This window comes from Mycolicibacillus trivialis (assembly GCF_002102395.1).
Lineage (GTDB): Bacteria > Actinomycetota > Actinomycetes > Mycobacteriales > Mycobacteriaceae > Mycobacterium > Mycobacterium triviale.
In genome coordinates this window covers 56892-76412 of sequence record NZ_LQPZ01000012.1, presented here as the reverse complement: position 1 = coordinate 76412, position 19521 = coordinate 56892, and the positions used below count along the sequence as shown (strand labels likewise).

General features: G+C 70.0%; 15 protein-coding genes. 2 read left to right on the top strand and 13 right to left on the bottom strand.

What is annotated here, in order from left to right; all coding sequences use genetic code 11:
- Positions 1–12 precede the first annotated feature (12 nt).
- From AWC30_RS03635 to AWC30_RS03625, 3 genes are read right to left on the bottom strand one after another with little or no spacing between them, the layout of a single operon-like run.
- Positions 13–480, bottom strand: coding sequence for a DUF5130 family protein (locus AWC30_RS03635; protein ID WP_085108839.1), 468 nt, complete (start codon positions 478–480; stop codon positions 13–15).
- Positions 467–697, bottom strand: coding sequence for an aa3-type cytochrome oxidase subunit CtaJ (ctaJ, locus tag AWC30_RS03630; RefSeq protein WP_085108838.1), 231 nt, complete (start codon positions 695–697; stop codon positions 467–469). Before ctaJ ends, AWC30_RS03635 begins: the two co-directional genes overlap by 14 nt.
- A gap of 58 nt (positions 698–755) precedes the next feature.
- Entirely contained in the window at positions 756–1385 is a 630-nt protein-coding gene (locus AWC30_RS03625) for an HNH endonuclease (RefSeq protein WP_085108837.1), read from the bottom strand.
- 99 nt (positions 1386–1484) lie between these two features.
- Between AWC30_RS03625 and AWC30_RS03620 the strand changes: the two genes are divergently transcribed.
- Together AWC30_RS03620 and AWC30_RS03615 are read left to right on the top strand one after the other, a co-directional pair.
- Positions 1485–1889: a globin gene (locus AWC30_RS03620; RefSeq protein WP_085108836.1), complete on the top strand. Its 405-nt coding sequence runs from the start codon at positions 1485–1487 to the stop codon at positions 1887–1889.
- A gap of 2 nt (positions 1890–1891) precedes the next feature.
- Positions 1892–3448 (top strand): glycoside hydrolase family 13 protein, encoded by a 1557-nt coding sequence (locus tag AWC30_RS03615; protein WP_085108835.1) that lies wholly within the window; start codon positions 1892–1894, stop codon positions 3446–3448.
- Positions 3449–3461: 13 nt separating this feature from the next.
- Here the strand turns inward: AWC30_RS03615 and AWC30_RS03610 are convergent, their stop codons facing one another.
- The 10 genes from AWC30_RS03610 to AWC30_RS03565 form a co-directional block, all read right to left on the bottom strand.
- Positions 3462–3893 (bottom strand): TA system VapC family ribonuclease toxin, encoded by a 432-nt coding sequence (locus AWC30_RS03610; protein ID WP_085108834.1) that lies wholly within the window; start codon positions 3891–3893, stop codon positions 3462–3464.
- Positions 3883–4107, bottom strand: a complete 225-nt coding sequence (locus AWC30_RS03605; RefSeq protein ID WP_085108833.1) for a CopG family transcriptional regulator — start codon at positions 4105–4107, stop codon at positions 3883–3885. Before AWC30_RS03605 ends, AWC30_RS03610 begins: the two co-directional genes overlap by 11 nt.
- 75 nt (positions 4108–4182) lie before the next feature.
- Complete coding sequence (locus tag AWC30_RS17985; protein ID WP_264000198.1) at positions 4183–4599, bottom strand: acyl-CoA thioesterase; 417 nt, start codon at positions 4597–4599, stop codon at positions 4183–4185.
- Positions 4596–9428: an NAD-glutamate dehydrogenase gene (locus tag AWC30_RS17980; protein WP_085108832.1), complete on the bottom strand. Its 4833-nt coding sequence runs from the start codon at positions 9426–9428 to the stop codon at positions 4596–4598. The genes AWC30_RS17985 and AWC30_RS17980 overlap by 4 nt, the downstream gene beginning before the upstream one ends.
- 51 nt (positions 9429–9479) lie before the next feature.
- Positions 9480–11156: an energy-dependent translational throttle protein EttA gene (gene ettA, locus AWC30_RS03590; protein WP_085108831.1), complete on the bottom strand. Its 1677-nt coding sequence runs from the start codon at positions 11154–11156 to the stop codon at positions 9480–9482.
- A 68-nt stretch (positions 11157–11224) separates the two neighbouring features.
- Positions 11225–11740, bottom strand: coding sequence for a single-stranded DNA-binding protein (locus tag AWC30_RS03585; RefSeq protein ID WP_085108830.1), 516 nt, complete (start codon positions 11738–11740; stop codon positions 11225–11227).
- A 130-nt stretch (positions 11741–11870) separates the two neighbouring features.
- A complete protein-coding gene (locus AWC30_RS03580) occupies positions 11871–13877 on the bottom strand; it encodes a bifunctional copper resistance protein CopD/cytochrome c oxidase assembly protein (RefSeq protein ID WP_085108829.1) in 2007 nt (668 codons plus the stop codon).
- A gap of 49 nt (positions 13878–13926) precedes the next feature.
- Positions 13927–16305: a glycerol-3-phosphate 1-O-acyltransferase gene (locus tag AWC30_RS03575; protein WP_085108828.1), complete on the bottom strand. Its 2379-nt coding sequence runs from the start codon at positions 16303–16305 to the stop codon at positions 13927–13929.
- A complete protein-coding gene (locus AWC30_RS03570; protein WP_085108827.1) occupies positions 16302–17978 on the bottom strand; it encodes an HAD-IB family hydrolase/lysophospholipid acyltransferase family protein in 1677 nt (558 codons plus the stop codon). Before AWC30_RS03570 ends, AWC30_RS03575 begins: the two co-directional genes overlap by 4 nt.
- Positions 17975–19432 (bottom strand): wax ester/triacylglycerol synthase family O-acyltransferase, encoded by a 1458-nt coding sequence (locus AWC30_RS03565; RefSeq protein WP_085108826.1) that lies wholly within the window; start codon positions 19430–19432, stop codon positions 17975–17977. Before AWC30_RS03565 ends, AWC30_RS03570 begins: the two co-directional genes overlap by 4 nt.
- Between the last annotated feature and the right edge of the window lie 89 nt (positions 19433–19521).

The following is a 19521-nucleotide window of genomic DNA, read 5'->3' as shown; positions in this document are numbered from 1 at the left end:
GCCGTGGCGCGGTCAGACCGGGGAGATCCCGGCGCTGATCACGCGCACCGCGCTGATCAGCCCGTCGATCAGGTTGCCTTCGGCGAACGAGGAGGCCGCCGCGGCGACGCCGAGGGGGGCGGCCGACTCGGCTCCCCGTCCGCGCAGCGCCGAACCGTAGACGACCTCGATGGCGCGCTGGTCGGGTGAGACCGCCAGCAGCACCGCGTCGTTGGGGGTGGGCACCGAGCCGAGGATCTCGCGGGCCCGCGCGGCGGTGTCCCCGCCGAGGTCGCCGAGGTAGACGGCGAATCGGGCCTGCGCGCTCCGCGATGCGTAGGTCAGCGTGTTGTCCAGCATCGCGAGGTCTTTGATCGGGAACGGGTAGGTCATCGACGGCTCGTAGGGCTCGACGACCCCGGAGATCCGGCCGCTGTAGGTCACCACCGACCCGAGCGGGAGTTCGGTGCGTTCGATCGTCGCGACGTCACCACTTGCCACTTGCGCCACCTCCCACGCTGAACTCGACCGCCTCGCCGTGCCGGGGGCCGACCGCTTCGTCGACCGCCGCCCACAGGATCGGTGCGTGTGTCCACGGCTCGGACAGCTGGTAGGTCGCCGGGCGGATGCGTTTGCCCGACCAGCTCCACAGGCCGAGCACCGCCGCCAGCCCGCCCGGGATGGCCACGAAATAGAGAAGGATCTCTGCCACACTCACGGTGCAAACCGTATCCCACCGGTTGTCGGTGCAGTTCAGCAGACCGGTGAAACGGGATTCAGGCGGCGCCCTCGCCCAGATAGCGGCTCCAGCACGGATCCAGTTCGCTGCCCGCTGACAGCAGCCGCCAGTGCTGGCCCTTCGGCGTGACCGGCGGGCAGCGCAGCGTCCAGCCCAACTCGGCCAGCAGCCGGTCGGCTTTGCGGTGGTTGCAGGCCGAGCAGCAGGCCACGCAGTTCTCCCAGCAGTGCGCGCCACCCCGGCTGCGCGGCACCACGTGGTCGACGGTGTCGGCGCGGTTGCCGCAGTACGCGCAGCGGAACCGGTCGCGGTGCATCAGCGCGGCGCGAGTCATCGGCACCCGGGCCCGGTAGGGCACCCGCACGTAGCGGGTCAGCCGGATCACCGACGGCACCACCACCGCCGTGGTGGCCGACCGCACGATCACCCCGGCGGGGTCGTCGTGCACGGTCTCGGCCTTGTGGCAGACCAGCATGACGATCGCCCGCCGCAGCGGCAGCGCGGTCAGCGGTTCGTAGGTGGCGTTGAGCAGCAGCACCCGGCGCTGCCCGGAGAGGCGGGCGGGCGGATCGGGCACACTGCGCAGCGGCGCACCCGAGCCGGGCCCGGGCGGGCTGGTCGCGGCCGGCGGCGTGCGCGGGCCGCGACGATGCGTGTGCTGCGCCATGCGTCCTCCGCGCAACAGTCCACCACGATTCGGTCGTGATCGCACTCGATTCGGCCGGGTGTTCGCTGGTCGGTCGGCTGCGGCGGGCAGCCATGCACAATGGAGCCGATGCCCGAGGTTCAACAATCCTTCTACGACGCGGTCGGCGGTGCGCCGACCTTCCACGCCCTGGTGGGGCGCTTCTACCAGTTGGTGGCCGCCGACGACCTCTTGCGTCCGCTGTATCCGGCCGACGACATGGACGGCGCCGAGGACCGGCTGCGGATGTTCCTCGAGCAGTACTGGGGCGGGCCGCGCACCTACTCCGAGCAGCGCGGGCACCCGCGGCTGCGGATGCGGCACGTGCCCTACCGCATCGGACCGGCCGAGCGCGACGCCTGGCTGCAGTGCATGAAGGTGGCGATCGCCGAGATCGACACCGACACCCTCGATGACGCGCACCGGCGGGCGCTGCTGGACTATCTGGAGATGGCGGCGCACTCCCTGGTCAACTCCCCGTTCTGACGGTGCGTCCCGACCACTGGTGGCGCCACGCGGTCTTCTACCAGGTCTATCCGCGCTCGTTCGCCGACAGCGACGGCGACGGGGTCGGCGACCTCGACGGGGTCACCGCGCACCTGCACCACCTCGACGCGCTCGGCGTCGACGGGATCTGGCTCAACCCGATCACGGTCTCCCCGATGGTCGACCACGGCTACGACGTGGCCGACCCGCGCGACGTCGATCCGCTGTTCGGCGGGATCACCGCACTGCAGCGACTGCTGACCGCGGCCCGCGCCCGCGGCATCCGGGTGGTGATGGACGTGGTGCCCAACCACACCAGTTCGGCGCATCCGTGGTTCGTCGAGGCGCTGCGCTCGGCGCCGGGCAGCCCGGCCCGCGACCGGTATTTCTTCCGCGACGGGCGCGGCCCGGGCGGGAACCGGCCACCGAACAACTGGATCTCGGTGTTCGGCGGGCCGGCCTGGAGCCGGGTCACCGAGGCCGACGGGCGGCCCGGGCAGTGGTACCTGCACCTGTTCGACGCCGCCCAACCCGATCTGAACTGGGACAACCCGGACGTCCTGGCCGATTTCGCCCGCACGTTGCGGTTCTGGCTGGATCGCGGGGTGGCCGGGTTCCGGATCGACGTCGCCCACGGGATGGCCAAACCGCCGGGGCTGCCGGACATGCCCACCACCGACGTCGGGTTGCTGGCTCATCGCGACGACGACCCGCGGTTCAACCGGCCCGGCGTGCACGCCCTGCACCGGGCCATCCGCGCCGTCGTCGACGAGTATCCGGAGGCGGTGACCATCGGCGAAGTCTGGGTGCACGACAACGCCGAGTTCGCGAAGTACCTGCGCCCCGACGAGCTGCACCTGGGTTTCAATTTCCGGCTGGTGCAGGCGGGGTTCGACGCCGCCGAGTTGCGCGACGCGATCGACAACTCGCTGGCCGCGGTCGGCCTGGTCGGGGCGACACCGACCTGGACGCTGGCCAACCACGACGTGGAGCGGGCGGTGACCCGCTACGGCGGCGGGGCGGTGGGTCTGGCCCGTGCCCGCGCGATGGCGCTGGTGTTGCTGGCCCTGCCCGGGGTGTTGTTCGTCTACAACGGCGAGGAGCTGGGCCTGCCCGAGGTGGCGTTGCCCGATGCGGTGCTCCAGGACCCGGTGTGGGAGCGTTCCGGGCACCGAAATCGGGGCCGCGACGGCTGCCGGGTGCCGCTGCCGTGGTCGGGGTCGGTTCCGCCGTTCGGGTTCTCCACCACGACGCGGACCTGGCTGCCGATGCCGGCCGACTGGGCGGAGCTGACCGTGGCGTGCCAGGACGGCGACCCGGGGTCGATGCTGGCGCTGTACCGGCGGACCCTGCGTCTCCGCGCCGAACACCCACCGGGTGCCGGCCTGTCGTGGCTACCGTCACCCGACGCGGTGCTGGCCTTCCGCTGCGGTGATTTGGTCTGTGTCCTCAACGCGGGCGAGCATCCGGCGGCCTTGCCGGAAGGCACGGTGATCTGCGCCAGTGGACCGCTGACCGGCGAGTTGTTGCCGCCGGCGACTGCCGCCTGGATGACCTGACCCGGTCTACCGTTCAGTCCGACACGAGCGGGTTGACCAGACGTACACCCGGGAATCGCAAGAAATCGGTATCGGCAGAGACGATTTCGACGCCGTGCTCGATCGCCAGGGCGGCGAGTTGAGCATCGGGCACCAGGTTCCCGGTGAGCTCGACCCGCTCTCCGAGGCTGGCGTAAATCCGGGCGGTGGACTCGGTGGCCGGCGGTATCCACACTACTGGGACCGCCAACCAGTCAGCGACATGGCTCCATGCTGCCGCCCCGCTCAAAGGGTTCCGGCTGACCCGCGGATGGGTGATGATCCGCAGAAACGCACCGATTGTCTGCCACGGCAGCCCGACACGAATGTCCCCATCGAGGGTTTTCCGCAGCCAGTCCGCGGCCGCCGGATTGTGGGGGCTGCTCTCATCGACCGCGAACAGCAGCAGGTTGGCGTCAACGATCATCGTCGAGTAGGCCCAGAACGTCGGCGACGTCGGTGACGTCGATTTTCAATCCGACCGGCGCGGTGCGGTGCCGATATTTTTGGCGGACCGAACTGCCTGCAGATATCCCCCGGCGCGCCAGCAGATTCAGGGCCTCGCTGATGCCCAGCCCCTCGCGACGCAGCCGCTCGATCTCGGCAGCCACGTCGGCGTCGATGACCACGGTGGTTCGCATGACACGATGATACGTCCAACGCATCATGATGCGGCAACGACGGCACAGCGGTGATTCCCCCGGTCCGTCCGGCACTCAGCGCACGAACCGGCCCAGATACTCCCGGTGCTCGGCGGACAGCCGCACCAGGCGCTGCTCGTCGATGTCGAACGCGGCCAGCTGGGTCTCGGCGATCACCGCCGGCCGCGAGTCGGGGGCGGCGTTGACCGAGCGGACCTCGTAGCCGAGGGTGAAGTCCACCGCGCGCAACCGGTCGACGGTGATCGTCACCTGCAGCGGCGAGTCCAGCAGGCGCAGCTGACCTTTATAGGAGATCCGCACCTCGGCGATGAGCAGCCCGGTGGTGATGATCTCCGCGCCGAAGACCGGGGATAGGAACGGGATGCGGGCCTCTTCCAGCAGCGTCACCATCGTGGCGTGGTTGATGTGCTGGTACATGTCGATGTCCGACCAGCGCACCGAGACCGGGGTGACGAATCCGGTGCCGCTCACCCGGCGATCCCGCGCCCACCGGAGCGGGTCATGCTGCGGATCTGCCGCGCGGCGACCGACAGCGCGGCCAGATCCTGCTCCTCGCCGGCGTAGATCTCCTTGAGGGTGCGTTGCGCGCGTCGCACCCGCGAGCCGTTGATCTGTTCCCATTCCACGATCTTCTGCACACCGTCCTCGTCGGGTTCGCCGACTGCCAACACGTCGACGCAGAGCAATTTCAGCGAAGCATAGATGTCGTCGCGCAGGGCCAGCCGGGCCAGGGAGCGCCACCGGTCGTCCCGGGGCAGCGCGGCCACCGCGGTGAGCAGCGCGTCGGTGCCGAGGTGGTCCATCAGGGCGAAGTAGGCGTCGGCCACCTCGGCGTCGTCACGGTCGGTGATCTCGGCGATGTCGATGATGTCGAGCAGGCTGTAGCGGTACAGCCCCAACGCCACCGCGGACGCCAGGTCCTCGGGCACGCCGTGTTCGGTGAGCTCACCGATGTGCTGCTCGACGATGGCGCTGTCGTCGCCGCGCAGCCACTCCCCGAGTTTCGGGGTCAGCGCCTGCACCTTGGCGGCGAACCGGTTGATCTCGGCGCCGACCGCCAGCGGCTGGGGCCGGTTGTTGAGCAGCCAGCGCCCCGCGCGGTCGATGAGCCGGCGCTGGTCGAGGGTCATCCGGTCGGACACCGTGCTGGGCAGCCGGTGTTCGGTGGCCGCGGCGCGGATCCGCAGCCACAACTCCCCCACCCCGAAGATGGCGTCGGTGGCGGCGTAGGCGCGCACGGCGTCGACCATGCCGACCCCGACGTCGGCGGCGATGCGGTAGGCGTAGGCGATACCGCAGGTGTCGACGAGGTCGTTGACGGTCATCGTGGCCACGATCTCGCGGCGCAGCTGGTGGGTGCGGATGGCGTCGGGGAACCGCTCGCGCAGCGGCGCGGGGAAGTACACCGGCAGCCGGGCGGCGAACACGTCCTGGTCGAGCAGGTCGGTGCCCAGCAGGTCCTCTTTCAGCGAGAGTTTGACGTGGGCCATCAGCGTCGCCAGTTCCGGGGAGGTCAGCCCCAGGCCGGCGCCGGCGCGCCGACCGATCTCCTTCTCCGAGGGCAGCGCCTCGAGTTGCCGGTTGAGCCCGGCGCGCTCCTCGAGGTCGCGGATCTGCGCCGCGTGCACCGGCAGCAGGCTGGCGGCATTGGCGCGGCTGGTGCCCATCAGGTCGTTTTGGGCGGCGTTGTCGGCCAGCACCAGTTCGGCCACCTCGTCGGTCATCGAAGCCAGCAACTCGGCGCGCTCCTCGGCGCGGATCGTCCCGGCGGTGACCTGCGAGTCGATGAGGATCTTGATGTTGACCTCGTGGTCGGAGCAGTCCACCCCGGCGGAGTTGTCCAACGCATCGGTGTTGATCCGGCCACCGCACAGGTCGAACTCGATGCGGCCCCGGGGGGTGACGCCCAGGTTGCCGCCCTCGCCGACGACCTTGGCGCGCAACTGGTTCGCGTTGACCCGGACGGCGTCGTTGGCGCGGTCGCCCACGTCGGCGTCGGCCTCGCTCTCGGCCTTGATGTAGGTGCCGATGCCGCCGTTGTAGAGCAGGTCGACCGGGGCGCGCAGCACCGCACGGATGAGTGCGGGCGGCGCCAGCTCGGTGACGTCGTCGTCGAGGCCCAGCGCGGCGCGGACCTGGGGGCTGACCGGGATCGATTTGTGTTCGCGGCTGTAGACGCCGCCGCCCTCGCTGAGCAGCGATCGGTCGTAGTCGTCCCAACTCGAGCGCGGCAGGTCGAACAGGCGGCGTCGTTCCGTCCACGAACTCCGTGCGTCGGGGTCGGGGTCGAGGAAGACGTGCCGGTGGTCGAAGGCCGCGACCAGGCGGATGTGGCGCGACAGCAGCATGCCGTTGCCGAACACGTCACCACTCATGTCACCGATGCCGACGACGGTGAAGTCCTCACTTTGGGTGTCGACGCCGATCTCCCGGAAGTGGCGTTTGACGCTCTCCCAGGCGCCGCGGGCGGTGATGCCCATCTCCTTGTGGTCATAGCCGACCGATCCACCCGAGGCGAAGGCGTCGCCCAGCCAGAAGCCGTAGTCGGCGGCGACCTCGTTGGCGATGTCGGAGAAACTGGCCGTGCCCTTGTCGGCGGCCACCACCAGGTAGGCGTCGTCGGAGTCGCGGCGCACCACCTGTGGCGGCGCGCTGACCGCGCCGGTCGCGTGGTCGATGTTGTCGGTCAGTTCCAACAGCCCGGAGATGAACAGCCGGTAGCAGGCGATGCCCTCGGCGCGGGTGGCGTCCCGGTCGGCGGCGGCGTCCCCGGTCGGGGTCGGCGGGTTCTTGACCACGAATCCGCCTTTGGCGCCGCTGGGCACGATGACGGCGTTCTTCACCGCCTGCGCTTTCACCAGCCCGAGCACCTCGGTGCGGAAGTCCTCACGGCGATCCGACCAGCGCAGCCCGCCGCGGGCGACGTAGCCGAACCTCAGGTGCACACCCTCCACGCGCGGGGAGTAGACGAAGATCTCGAATTTGGGTCGTGGCAGCGGCAATTGGTCGATCTGCGCGGCATCGAGCTTGACGGCGAGCACGTTGTGCGCGCTCGCCGAGTCGGGTTTCGTCACGAAGTAGTTGGTGCGCAGGGTGGCCTGGATGAGCGCGGCGAAGGCCCGCAGGATCCGATCGGTGTCGAGACTCACCAGAGCGTCGATGTCGGCGCTGACCGCCGTGGCCGCCGCGTGCGCGTCGCGGGCGGCGGCGCCGTCCGGGTCGGGGTCGAACAGTGCCTCGAACAACTCCACCAGCGACGCCGCGGTCGTGGGGTTCTCGTTGAGCACCGCGGCGATGTGGTGCTGGCTGTAGGGGAACGTTGCCTGCCGCAGATAGCGGGAGTAGGCGCGCAGGATCGCGACCTGTGGCCAGGTCAGTCCGGCGCGCAGTACGAGTTCGTTGAACGCGTCGATCTCCACGCGGCCCTGCCAGATCGCGGTGACCGCGTCGGCGAACCGTTCGGCGGCGGCGTCGCGCTGTGGGCCCTGCGGCGGCAGGGTGATCGTCGGGTGCGGGGAGACCTTGAATTTGTAGATCCAGACAGCCAGCCCGTCGGTGCGGGTGACGGTGAACGGGTGCTCTTCGATCACCACGACGCCCATCGACTGCAGCATCGGCAGCAGGCGGCTCAGGGACGCACCGTGTCCGCCCAGATACCAGGTCAGTTGCGAGGTTTCGTCGTTGAGCCGGCTCAGAACCAACTTGACCGAGTCGTCGGTCAACGCCTCGATCACCGCGATGTCCTCGAGCGCTTCACTCGGCGCGACCCCTTGCCTGTACACCTCCGGGAAGGCGGCCGCGTAGTGCTCGAGTGTGCCTGAGGCCACGGCGGTGCCGGTGGCGTCGGCGAGCAGGCGGTCGGCCCAGGTGCGGGTGGTCTCGGTGAGCAGATCCTGGAGCCGGGACCGGTTCGCTTCGGAGGTGTCGACACCGGACGAGCCGGCGTCGGCGGGCAGGCGCACCACGAAGTGGACCAGCGCCCACGGGGCTTCGCTGACCCGCGCGGTGTACTCCAGGCCGGTGCCGCCGAATTCGCGAACCAGGATGTCTTGCATGGCCAGCCGGACCGCGGTGGTGTAGCGGTCACGCGGCAGGTACACCAGGCAAGAGACGAACCGGCCCAGGCGGTCGCCGCGCACGAACAGCAGGGCCCGTCGCCGGGTGCCGAGGTCCACCACCGCCATCGCGATGGTGAGGAGCTGTTCGGCGGTCGCGGCGAACAGCTCGGAGTGCGGGATCGTCTGGAAGATGTCGAGCAGCAGCTGCCCGGGGTGGCTGGGGTCGCGTTCGGACAGCTCCAGCGCCGCCTGCACCTTGCCGGCGACCACCGGGATCTCCAGGACGTTGGCGTTCATCGCCGCGACGGTGAACAGTCCGATGAACCGATGCTCGATGACGGCGTCGGCGGCGGTCTCGCGGATCACCACGATGTAGGGGTAGGAGCCGAACCGCAGGTAGCTGGGGGTGGTGGCCTGGGCGAGGACCAGCAGGTCGTGGTCGGCGGCCAGCCGGGTGTGGGTGGCGGTGCGCAGCCGCAGCACCCCGAGGCGGTCGTCGTCGGCCGCGGTGACCCGCTCCCCCTCGACGGTGCCGCGTTGGTAGCCCAGCAGCACGAAATGCCCGCGTCGCAGCCAGCGCAGCAGTTCGGCGACCTCGTGGCGGTCGGGGGCCGGGAAGCGGCCGGCGGGATCGGTGTCGACGGCGTCGGCGAGCCGGTCGAGGGTGTCGATCATCGCGGTGGTGTCGGCGGTGACCTGCCGGACGTCACCGAGGACGGTGGGCAGCAGCCGCTCGGCCTCGGTGAGCACCCGGGGGTCGGTGTGCGGCGCCAACTGGACGTGGATCCAGGTTTCGTTGGCTGCCTCGGCTGGGGTGCCGGGCGCGATGCTCTGCAGGGTGCCGTCGGGGTCGCGGCGCACCGCGAAGACCGGGTTCATGATCGCGACGTAGCCGACGCCCAGGCGGTGCAGCAGGACCGCGAGTGAATCCATCAGCAGGGCGCCGTGACCGGTCACCACCTGGATGGCCGGGCCGAAGCCGGCGGGGTCGTCTTCGGGGTAGACGGCGACGCCGATGTCGTCGGCGCGGCGTCGCTGCCCGAGCCGGCAGTGCGCGCTCAGCATCGCCGGGGTCAGCGTCGCCGCGGGTTCGGTCGGCTCCTGGCGTCGGGGCGCCTCGCTACGCGGCGCGCGATAGCTGTCGGTGTAGGCGGCGGTGATCCAGTCGGGAATGTCCTCGGCGCGGGTGAAGTCCGCTCCCCCGGCCAGGCTGCAGGTCGTTCCCTTCGGATCGGCTGTCACATCGTCTGCCCCTGCCCTGGCTATCGCCTCGACGCTGTTGTGACCCCAACCCTAGCCGCGGGTGAGCCTCCGGTGGGTGACTCGGTGCGGGCGTGCCGCTTCGGCGCCGAGGCGTTCGATCTTGTTCTCCTCGTAGGCGCCGAAGTTGCCCTCGAACCAGAACCATGTCGCCTCGTTGTCGGTGTCGCCCTCCCAGGCCAGGATGTGGGTGCAGACCCGGTCGAGGAACCAGCGGTCGTGGGAGATCACCACCGCGCAGCCGGGGAACTTCTCCAAGGCGTTCTCCAGTGACCCGAGTGTCTCCACGTCCAGGTCGTTGGTGGGTTCGTCGAGCAGGATCAGGTTTCCGCCCTGCTTGAGGGTGAGGGCGAGGTTGAGCCGGTTGCGTTCCCCGCCGGAGAGCACCCCGGCCGGCTTCTGCTGGTCGGGGCCTTTGAACCCGAACGCCGAGACGTAGGCGCGCGACGGCACCTCGGTCTCGCCGACGATGATGTGGTCCAACCCTTCGGAGACGACCTCCCAGACGGTCTTGTTCGGGTCGATCCCGGCGCGGGTCTGGTCGACGTAGCTGAGCTTGACGGTCTCACCGACCTTGACCGTGCCGCTGTCGGGTTCTTCGAGCCCGACGATGGTCTTGAACAAGGTGGTCTTACCCACGCCGTTGGGGCCGATCACCCCGACGATGCCGTTGCGCGGCAGGGTGAAGGACAGGTCCTTGATCAGGGTGCGTCCGCCGAAGCCCTTGTCGAGGTGCTCGACCTCGACCACCACGTTGCCCAACCGCGGGCCGGCCGGGATCTGGATCTCCTCGAAGTCGAGCTTGCGGTTCTTCTCGGCTTCGGCCGCCATCTCCTCATACCGGGCCAGCCGGGCCTTGCTCTTGGCCTGCCGGGCCTTGGCGCCCGAACGCACCCAGGCCAGCTCGTCTTGCAATCGTTTCTGCAGTTTGGCGTCCTTGCGGCCCTGCACCGCCAGCCGGTCGGCCTTCTTCTCCAGGTAGGTGGAGTAGTTGCCCTCGTAGGGGTAGGCGCGGCCGCGGTCGAGTTCCAGGATCCATTCGGCGACGTTGTCCAGGAAGTACCGGTCGTGGGTGACGGCCAGGATCGCCCCGGCGTAGGCGGCCAGGTGCTGTTCGAGCCACTGCACGCTTTCGGCGTCGAGGTGGTTGGTCGGCTCGTCGAGCAGCAGCAGGTCCGGCTTGGACAGCAGCAGCTTGCACAGCGCCACCCGGCGGCGCTCACCACCGGAGAGCTGGGTCACCGGTTCGTCGGGGGGCGGGCAGCGCAGGGCGTCCATGGCCTGCTCGAGTTGGGAGTCGATGTCCCAGGCGTTGGCGTGGTCGAGTTCCTCCTGAAGCCGGCCCATCTCCTCCATCAGCTCGTCGGAGTAGTCGGTGGCCATCAGTTCGGCGACCTCGTTGAACCGGTCGAGCTTGACCTTGATCTCGCCGAGGCCCTCCTCGACGTTGCCGCGGACGGTCTTCTCCTCGTTGAGCGGCGGCTCCTGCTGCAGGATGCCCACGGTGGCGTCGTTGGCCAGGAACGCCTCACCGTTGTTGGGTTTGTCGAGGCCGGCCATGATGCGCAGGACGCTGGACTTCCCGGCGCCGTTGGGGCCCACGACGCCGATCTTGGCCCCGGGAAGGAAGCTCAAGGTGACGTCGTCGAGCACGACTTTGTCGCCGTGTGCCTTGCGGACCTTCTTCATCGTGTAGATGTATTCGGCCATGCCGCGGTGATGCCTTCCTGGTTTGGGGGTGGTGCTCGCAGACCATCCTAGGGGCCGCGCCGGCGAGCCTAGGCGGTCAGCGGTAGTCGACCGCTCCGACCAGCGGTGTCAGCTTCCTCGCCGGCCTCCGGCTCCGCTTCGCCGTCCGGCTCCCCGCCGGCGCCGGCGGCGCTGTCCGCAGCGGCCGGTGGGGACGCGGGGCGGCTCGGTTCGACCGGCGCACCGGTGTAGGCCGGCTTCTCGATGCGGGCGATGGTGCGGGAGAGGTCCGGTCCGACGGCGGTGGCCCGCATCTCCAGCGAGGACCGGCGGACACCGGCCTTGTCGTCGTATTCGCTGGTGTGGATGTTTCCGACCGCGATCACCGGGGCGCCCTTGGCCAGCGCCGCGCCCACCCCGGTCACCAGCTTGCCCCAGCAGTTGACCGTGATGAACAGCGAGTTGCCCGGCTCCCAGTCGCCGTCGGCGGTGCGCCGCCGCGAATTGCTGGCCACCCGCAGGCTGATGACCTCCCGGTCACCGACCTGTCGTCGGCGCGGCTCGGCGACGACGGTGCCGACCACGGTCAACGGTGTTTCGAACATGGTGTCTCCCCTCATGGTGTCCCGCCTCGCGGGCTGGCCCCATTAAGCCCGCGGACACCGACGCGCCGGCAACGGTGCGGCCGCCGCCGCACCGACCTGGGGATCAACCGGCGTCTGGGGATAAGCGGGCTCAGACCCGCCCGGGCGAGTCGCGGCGGGCCAACTCGGCCAGCATCGCGTTGTAGGCGGCCAGGTCGGCGTCGTCGTCGCGGTCGGCGGCGCGGTCCTGGCGGCGTGCCGAGCGTTCGTCGCTGCGGTGCCACTGCACCAGCAGCGCGATCATCACGATCAGCAACGGGAGTTCACCGGCGGCCCACGCCATCCCGCCGCCGAGTTTCTGGTCGCCGATCAGGTCGGTGTGCCAGTCCAGCCCCAGCGCGCGGTAGAACGTTTCACCGAGCACGGTGTGCCGGCCCATCAGCAGCACCCCGAAGAAGGCGTGCATCGGCAGCGACGCGAACACCACCACGATCTTCGCCAGGTGTGGGATGGGTCGCGGGGTGGGGTCGATACCGATCACCACCCAGTAGAAGAGGTATCCGCTGAGCAGGAAGTGGATGTTCATCGCGACGTGGCCGGCGTGGTTGTTCACCACACTGTCGAAGATGCTGCCGAAGTACAGGCCGTAGAAACCGACCACGAAGATCACCGCGGCCACGATCGGGTTGGTGAAGAACACCGAGATCCGGCTGTGCAACCCGGCCAGCAGCCACTCCCGGGGCCCGGGCGGGTTGTCCTTGCCTGCGGCCGGCAGCGCGCGCAGCGCCAGCGTGGTCGGCGCGCCCAGTACCAGCAGGATCGGGACCAGCATGGACAGGAACATGTGGGCGGCCATGTGCATGCTGAACATCGCCGGCATGTAGCGGCCCATGCCCGAGGAGGTGGCGAATAACAACGCCAGGCAGCCCACCAGCCAAGCGAGGGTGCGCCCGGCCGGCCAGGCGTCCCCGCGGCGGCGCAGCCGCAGCACGGCGGCCAGGTAGACCCCGGCGAACACGATCGCGGCGGTACCGAAGAGCAGGTCGAAACGCCAATCGAACAGGACCCGCGCCACCGTGGGCGGGCCGGCGAAGTCGTAGCCGATCAGGACCTCCGGAACCGACGGGTTGCCGATCGGCAGTGGCGGCGGTGGGGTGCGGCCCAGGCCGACCGCGATGCCGAAGGTGGCGCCGAAGATCACCGCCTCGATCAGCGCCAGCCGGATCAGCGCCCCGCGGGCCTGCGGGTCGGCGCGCAGGGCGGCCACCCCGCTGCGGCGTTGCCGCCACCCGAGGACGCCCAGCAGGATCAGCGCCACCGCTTTGGCGATCACCAACCGCCCGTAGTCGGTGGTCAGCAGGTCCTCGGGCAGCACCCGGACGCCGGCGTTGACCACCCCGCTCAGCCCCATCGCGATGAAGCACCACAGGGCGAGCGCGGAGAAGCGGCGCGCCGCCACATCGGCGTGCTCACCGCGGCGCAGGGCGTGGACCAGCAGGGCCAGCAGTCCGCCGGCCCACAGCGCGCCGGCCAGCAGATGGATCAGCAGGCTGTTGGTGGCCAGGTCGTGCGAGCCGCCCGCGGCGGAGTGCCCGGTCAGCCCCAGCGGGATGAGCGTCGCCAGCGATGCGGCCAGCAGCGCCGGCGTCCACGACCAGCGCAGCACCGCCAGGCTGGCGAGGGTGACGGCGGCGGCGAGCACCGCGGTCCAGCGCCACGCCGAGGCGACGTTGACCAGCCCGGCGACCGACCACAGTTCGACGGGGTTGAGGTGTTCGGTGACGGGGTGCCCGGAGACGTCGGAGATCGTCAGCGGCACCAGCAGCGCCGCGCACACCGCCCAGGCCCCGGAGGCGACGGTGCCCAGCCGCAACGCCCGGTAGCCGCCGGCGTCGAGGACCCCGTTGGCCTGCGGCGGCAGCAGGAACGCCGCGGTCAGAAACGAGCCGACCGCCAGCACGGCGGCGATCTCCCCGGCCGCGCGGATGAACGGCAGCCCGTAGGTGGTGGCCGGTCCCGGGTCGGCGAGCCCGGTGGTGGTCAGCGCGGCGGCCAACGACAGCCCGCCGGTGCCCGCGGCCACCGCGCCGGCCAGGACCGCGACACCGACCAGCAGCGGCCCGATGGCCGGCCGGCGGGTGGTGGGGGTGACGCTCACGCGACCAGCCTAAGGCCCGGCGGAAATCGGCCCCGAAAACCCGGACTGATCAGCGTCGGGGGGCGCCGTCGTGCTCGGCGGAGCGGCGCAGCGCCTCCCGTTCGACGAATTGGTCGCGGGAGATCCGTTCGATCCGGTCGATGTCGCGCAGGACGTCGCGCAGTTCCCGGTGGAACGCCACCCGGCGCCGGGTCAATTCGGCGGTGTCCACGCCGGTGGTGTCCTCGGGCAGCAGGTTCTGGTCGGCGGCCACCTGGCAGGCGGTGGCGAACAGCAGCGCCGACACCGGTTCGGCGCTGCGGATGCGCCCCTGGGCGATGTACTGCCGGCCCACCCCGAGGGCGAGTCGGGTGAGTTCGTCGGTGTCGACCCGGGCCGGAGCGCTGCGCAGCACGTCGGCGACGACCTCGTAGGCCTCGAAGAAGACCCGCAGCATGGCGTTGGCCATCAGCGGGCGTTTGCGGTGCAGCAGCTCGTCGATGTCCGCACCGCCGGCGCGCACCCGGTCGGTCCAGGCGGCGTCCTGCCAGGACATCTCCTCGTCGATGTGCTCGCGGAAGGCGGTGGAGTCGGGGAAGTAGAACTCGAATTTGAGCAGGTCGCGCACCCGCATCGCCTGATCCCAGAACACCTCGAGGCGGTCCCCGTCGGCGTCGCGGGCGTGGGAGAGGGCCAACTCGGTGATCGAGGTCTCCAAAAAGGCGTGGATCACCGAGTTGCGGTAGAACGCCGCGACGTGCTCGTGTTCGGGCGCGATGCGCCACACCGGCTCCCAGCCGTCGTCGACGCGGGTGATCGGGTGGCCGCTGGCCAGGGTGTCGACGGCGGCGCGGACCCCCTCGGGGCTGCGCAACCGCAGCGCACTGTTGGTCATCGGGGCCTGCTTGCGTTCCAGATAGTCCAGCGAATCCTGCAGGGTGTGGTGCAGTTGGCCCAGGGTCAGGGCCTGGCCGCGGGTGGTCAGCAGCAGCGCCGAGACCAGCGCGGTGGCGTTGATCGGGGTGACGCGTTGGATGCGCCAGGCCACCTCGAAGGCCATCTTCTGCATGGCCAGACGCTTGGCGTCGGGGTCGGCTCCGATCGGCCCGTCGGGTTCGCCGAGGTACTGCCGCATGGACACGGCCTCGGGGAACCGCACGTAGATCTTGCCGTAGTTGCGTTCGCCCTGGGCTTTGATGAAGTGGTACAGCCAACCGATCCCCTCCGGCGTCTTCTCCCCGCCGCGGGCGTAGTCGGCGTACTCGGTGGTTTCGTGCAGCTGGTCGAAACTGATCGAGACACCTTGCAGCAGAATGTCTTCACTGCGTCCGTCGAGATAGGCGTCGGCGACGTAGGCCATCAGCCCCAGTTTGGGCGGCAACATCTTGCCGGTGCGTGAGCGGGTGCCCTCGATCGACCAGCTCAGGTTGAACCGTTTCTCCACCACGTAGCCGACGTATTGGCGCAGAACGTATTTGTAGAGCGGGTTGCCTGCGACGTTGCGCCGGATGAAGATGACGCCTGCGCGGCGCAGCAGCGGGCCCATCAGCCCGAACGAGAGGTTGATCCCGGCGAACACGTGCACCGGCGGCAGCCGATTCTCCTGCATCGCCACCGGCATCACCGCACCGTCGATGTAGGAGCGGTGGGAGAACAGCAGGACCGCGGGGTGGGCCTCCAGCGCGGCGCGTAACGCGGCCACCTCGTACTCGTCGTAGTCGATGTCGGGGTCGAAGCCGCGGCTGACCATCCGGCCGAGCACACCGACCAGGTCGACCGAGACCCGGCTCCAGCCGGTCGACAGCTCGTCGAGCATCTCGCCGGCCTCTTCGACGGTGGCACCGGGGATCTGCTCAAGGCCGTCCCGGAATCGGTTGGAGGCGAGGATCTCCGGTTTCACCAGTCGCGGCGACTTGTACTGAGGACCCAGGATCCGGTATTCGGCGCGTTCCAGGGCCAGCGCCGCACGCCGGGTGACGAAGTGGGCGAAATCGCGCGGGCTGCCACCGACGGTGGTCTCTTCGAAGTCGCGGCGCAACTCGGCGACCGTGGCCGATTCACCGGCCACCACCCGGGCGCGGGTCGGGTCGGTGCGCAGGATGCGCCGCTGATGACGTTCGGTGGGATGGTAGGGGTCACGGCCGGGCAGCAGGGCCAGGACCCGGTGCGCGGTGGACGCGTTGGCCCGCGGAATCCAGAACACCCGCACCGGGACGACGGGCCGGTTCTCGTCGGCGTCCAGCTGGACGACCAGGCTGGCCAGCCGACTCGATTCCTGGGCGTCGGCGGGCAGGGTCACCACGTCGATCTTCGCGTCGGGGTACGCGGCCTGCTGACGGTGCAGCCAGTCGGCGACCAGGTCGGCTTCCACCGGTGAGTTCACCGAGGCGATCACCAAGGCGTCTGCGGCGGCGGTGAACCCGCCCGCGGCAGGCACCGGCGCGGTCACGGCCGCCCCCGCGGTCGCGGCGTCGAACCGTCGCCGCGCGACGCGGCCCCACCCTTCTTCACCGGCTTGGCGGCGGCTTTCTTCGCCGGTCCGCCGGCTTTTCGGGCGGTCTTCTTCGCCGGTGTCTTCTTCGCCGGCTCCCTCTTAGCCGGCTCCTTCTTAGCCGCTTTCCCGGCCCGTTTCGCACCGGTCGCCCGCCGGTACAACTCCGGCTCAGGCAGCTCGCCGGTCGGCCAGTCGGCCAGGGTGTCCAGGTACAGCTGCCGAACCTCGGCGATCCGGTCGGGCAGCTCCTTCACCGTCCAGTCCTTGACCGAGATCGGCGGGAACACGGCCACGTCGACGGTGCCGGGATTCATGGTCACCGAGTTGCGTGAGGCGACCACCTCGGCGTTACGCACGACGATCGGCACGATCGGCAGGCCGGTGCTCATCGCCATCCGGAACGGCCCTTTTTTGAACGGGCCCACTTCGGTGGTGTCCAGCCGAGTCCCCTCGGGAGCGACGACGACCGACAGTCCTTCCCGCGCAAGTTCTTCGACCTCCTGCAACGATTCCACCGCTGAGGCGGTGTCGTCGCGGTCGACGAAGACGACGTCGAGGGCCTTGCCCAGCGCGCCGAGCACCGGGTCGCTTTCGAGTTCCTTCTTGGCCACCCCGGTGTAGTTGTCGCGCACCAGCGAACCGGCGATCAACGGATCGACCTGGTTGCGATGGTTGAAGATGAAGATCGCCGGCCGCTGCTTGGTGAGGTTCTCCGCCCCCAGGACGTTGAGGCTGACCCCGCCGGTGGCCAGCACCAGCCGCTGCCAGTTCGCGGTGAAGAAGTTGACGCCGCGACGCCTGCTGCGGGTGAGCAGACCCCACCACACCGCCCCGGTGGCGACCGGGACCAGGGAGCCGACGCCGGCGAGGGTCCGGATGGCGCCGGTAAGACCGACTCCGCTGCGGCTGGAGAACCGCAGGATCGGCCAGCCCCGTTTCTTGGCGACGGCCGCCATCTTGCCCTCCGGGTTGGTTGGGCGCGGGTTGCCGACCAGGTACATCAGCGCGACGTCCTCGTCGCCATCGGCGTAGAAGTAGCTGTCCTTGAGGTCGATGTCGTGCTCGGCGGCGAACTTCTGCACCGCGTCCGCCTTGCCCGGGCCCCACAGGATCGGCTCCAGCACCGTGCCGGTGAGCACCCCGTCGTCGTCGACCTCGAATCGGTTGGTCAACGTGTTCGGGATGCCCAGGAAGCGGGCCACCGGGTCCACCTGGATGGTCAGCGCCGACGAACTGAGCACCACCGTGTGGCCCCGTTTGAGGTGAGCGCGGACCAACTCCCGCATCTCCGGGTAGACCCGCGGCTCGATCTTCTGGGTGAACATCCGCTGCCCGATCTCATCGAGATCGCTCAGCGGCCGGCCGCGCAGCGCCGACGCCGCCTTGTTGATGAGGCCCTCGAATTCCATGCGGCCCAGTTGGTGGCTGAGCCCGGCGAGGATCATGCTCAGCATCTCGCCGAGCCCCATGTCCCGGTGCCGGAACCGTTCCCGGGTCAAGATGACACCGGTGAAGCCGGCGACCAGCGTGCCGTCCATGTCGAAGAAGGCGCCGACCTTGGGGCCGGGCGGGCTGGCGGCGACCTCGGCCACCGAACCGGGCAGGCGCATGTCGCGCGACGATGTCATGGACCCTCCGTTGCGGCCAACGACGTGAACGAGGCCGGCACCGAGTGCGGCGCCGGGTCGCCGGCCAGGGCCAGCACCTCGTCGAACCCCTCATGCAGACACCGGGCGAACAACTCGGCGTCGGTGATGGCGGCCCGGTCGTAGCGCACGCTGATGGTGCACACACCGTCGCGGGACAGCAGCACCACCATCATCGCGACACCGGGCAGCGGGCCGAGCCCGTACTGGCGCAACACCTTGGCACCGGCGATGTAGGTCTCGCCCGGATACATCGGAATGTTGCTGGCCTGCACGTCGGCGGCGATGACGCGCTCCTCCAGCGACTCCAGCGTCGGAGTCGGCAGGACGCTGAGCAGCGGGGCGATCGCCCCGAGCAGTCCCAGCGCCCGCTCTTCGCGCCGCTGGGTCATCTGGGCCCGGATCCGGCGGATCCGCTCGGCCGGGTCGGTGACCGCTATCGGCGCGGCCAGGTTCACCCCGGTGAACCGGTTGCCGCCGGCCGGGTCGCTGCCGGTGCGCAGGTTGACCGGCACCGCCATCGGCAGTGTCGCGACCGGCACGCCGAGGGCGGCGTGGTATCGGCGCAGTGCACCGCAGAGCCCGGCGAGGTAAGCGTCGTTGATCGAGCCGCCGGCGGCCTTGGCGGCGCGGTGCAGGTCGGCAAGCACGATGTCGAGCGCCTCGGTGCGGCTGGCCAGGCTGCGGCGCAACAGCAGCGGTGAGGGCTTGGCCGCCTGCTGCATCATCCGCAGGCTCGACCGTGCGTAGTCGAACGCACCCGACGCCGCCGAGACCGGGTCCCCGGCGATCCGTCCGGCGATGCGCATGGCGTTGGAGACGGTGCCGAACACCCCACCCGCGACGGTCAGCGGCAGCCGGTTGATGCCTTCGCGCATCAGGTCGTCGGCGGACAGGTCGCGCGGAATCGGCATCGGCGCCAACGGCTTCGGCGGCGGGTCACGTTCGAGGTCATAGAGCTGGGAGAACATCTCGACACCGCCGACACCGTCGGTGACCGCGTGGCTGAGGTGGATCAGTGTGGCGGCCCGACCGTCGGCGAGCCCCTCCACCAGAGTCGCCGTCCACAACGGCCGGGAGATGTCCAACGGGGCCTGCAACAGCAGTTCGGCCTGATCGAGAACTTCCCGCAGCGTGCCCGGTTCGGGTACCCGGATCCGCCGCACGTGGTAGTCGATGGTGAAGTCCGGGTCGACGACCCAGCGCGGCGCGGCGGTCGGCAGGGTGGGCACCACCACCTTCTCCCTCAGGCGCAGCGCCTTGCGGGACGCCGCTTCGAAGGTGGCACGGAAGCGTTCCCAGTCGGGCGTGGTGTCGAGGATCTCCAGGCTCAAGATGCCCGACCGGGTGCGCGGGTTGGCCTCCCCGCGGTGCAGCAGATAGTCCACCGCGCTCAGTTGGTCGGGCAGCCCCGCGGCGTTGACCGAGTCAGCCATGATCGATCACCTCGTCAGCGCCCCGCCCCGGCGAACCGATCCGCCACCATCGACATCGACACCCTCCCGTCCGTGACCCAGTACGCCTC

Coding starts and splice junctions, on each gene's coding strand:
- AWC30_RS03620 (WP_085108836.1), top strand. CDS start 1,485: ATGGAGCCGATGCCCGAGGTTCAACAATCCTTCTACGACGCGGTCGGC.
- AWC30_RS03625 (WP_085108837.1), bottom strand. CDS start 1,385: ATGGCGCAGCACACGCATCGTCGCGGCCCGCGCACGCCGCCGGCCGCG.
- AWC30_RS03585 (WP_085108830.1), bottom strand. CDS start 11,740: ATGTTCGAAACACCGTTGACCGTGGTCGGCACCGTCGTCGCCGAGCCG.
- ettA (WP_085108831.1), bottom strand. CDS start 11,156: ATGGCCGAATACATCTACACGATGAAGAAGGTCCGCAAGGCACACGGC.
- AWC30_RS03565 (WP_085108826.1), bottom strand. CDS start 19,432: ATGGCTGACTCGGTCAACGCCGCGGGGCTGCCCGACCAACTGAGCGCG.
- AWC30_RS03605 (WP_085108833.1), bottom strand. CDS start 4,107: ATGCGAACCACCGTGGTCATCGACGCCGACGTGGCTGCCGAGATCGAG.
- AWC30_RS03570 (WP_085108827.1), bottom strand. CDS start 17,978: ATGACATCGTCGCGCGACATGCGCCTGCCCGGTTCGGTGGCCGAGGTC.
- AWC30_RS03610 (WP_085108834.1), bottom strand. CDS start 3,893: ATGATCGTTGACGCCAACCTGCTGCTGTTCGCGGTCGATGAGAGCAGC.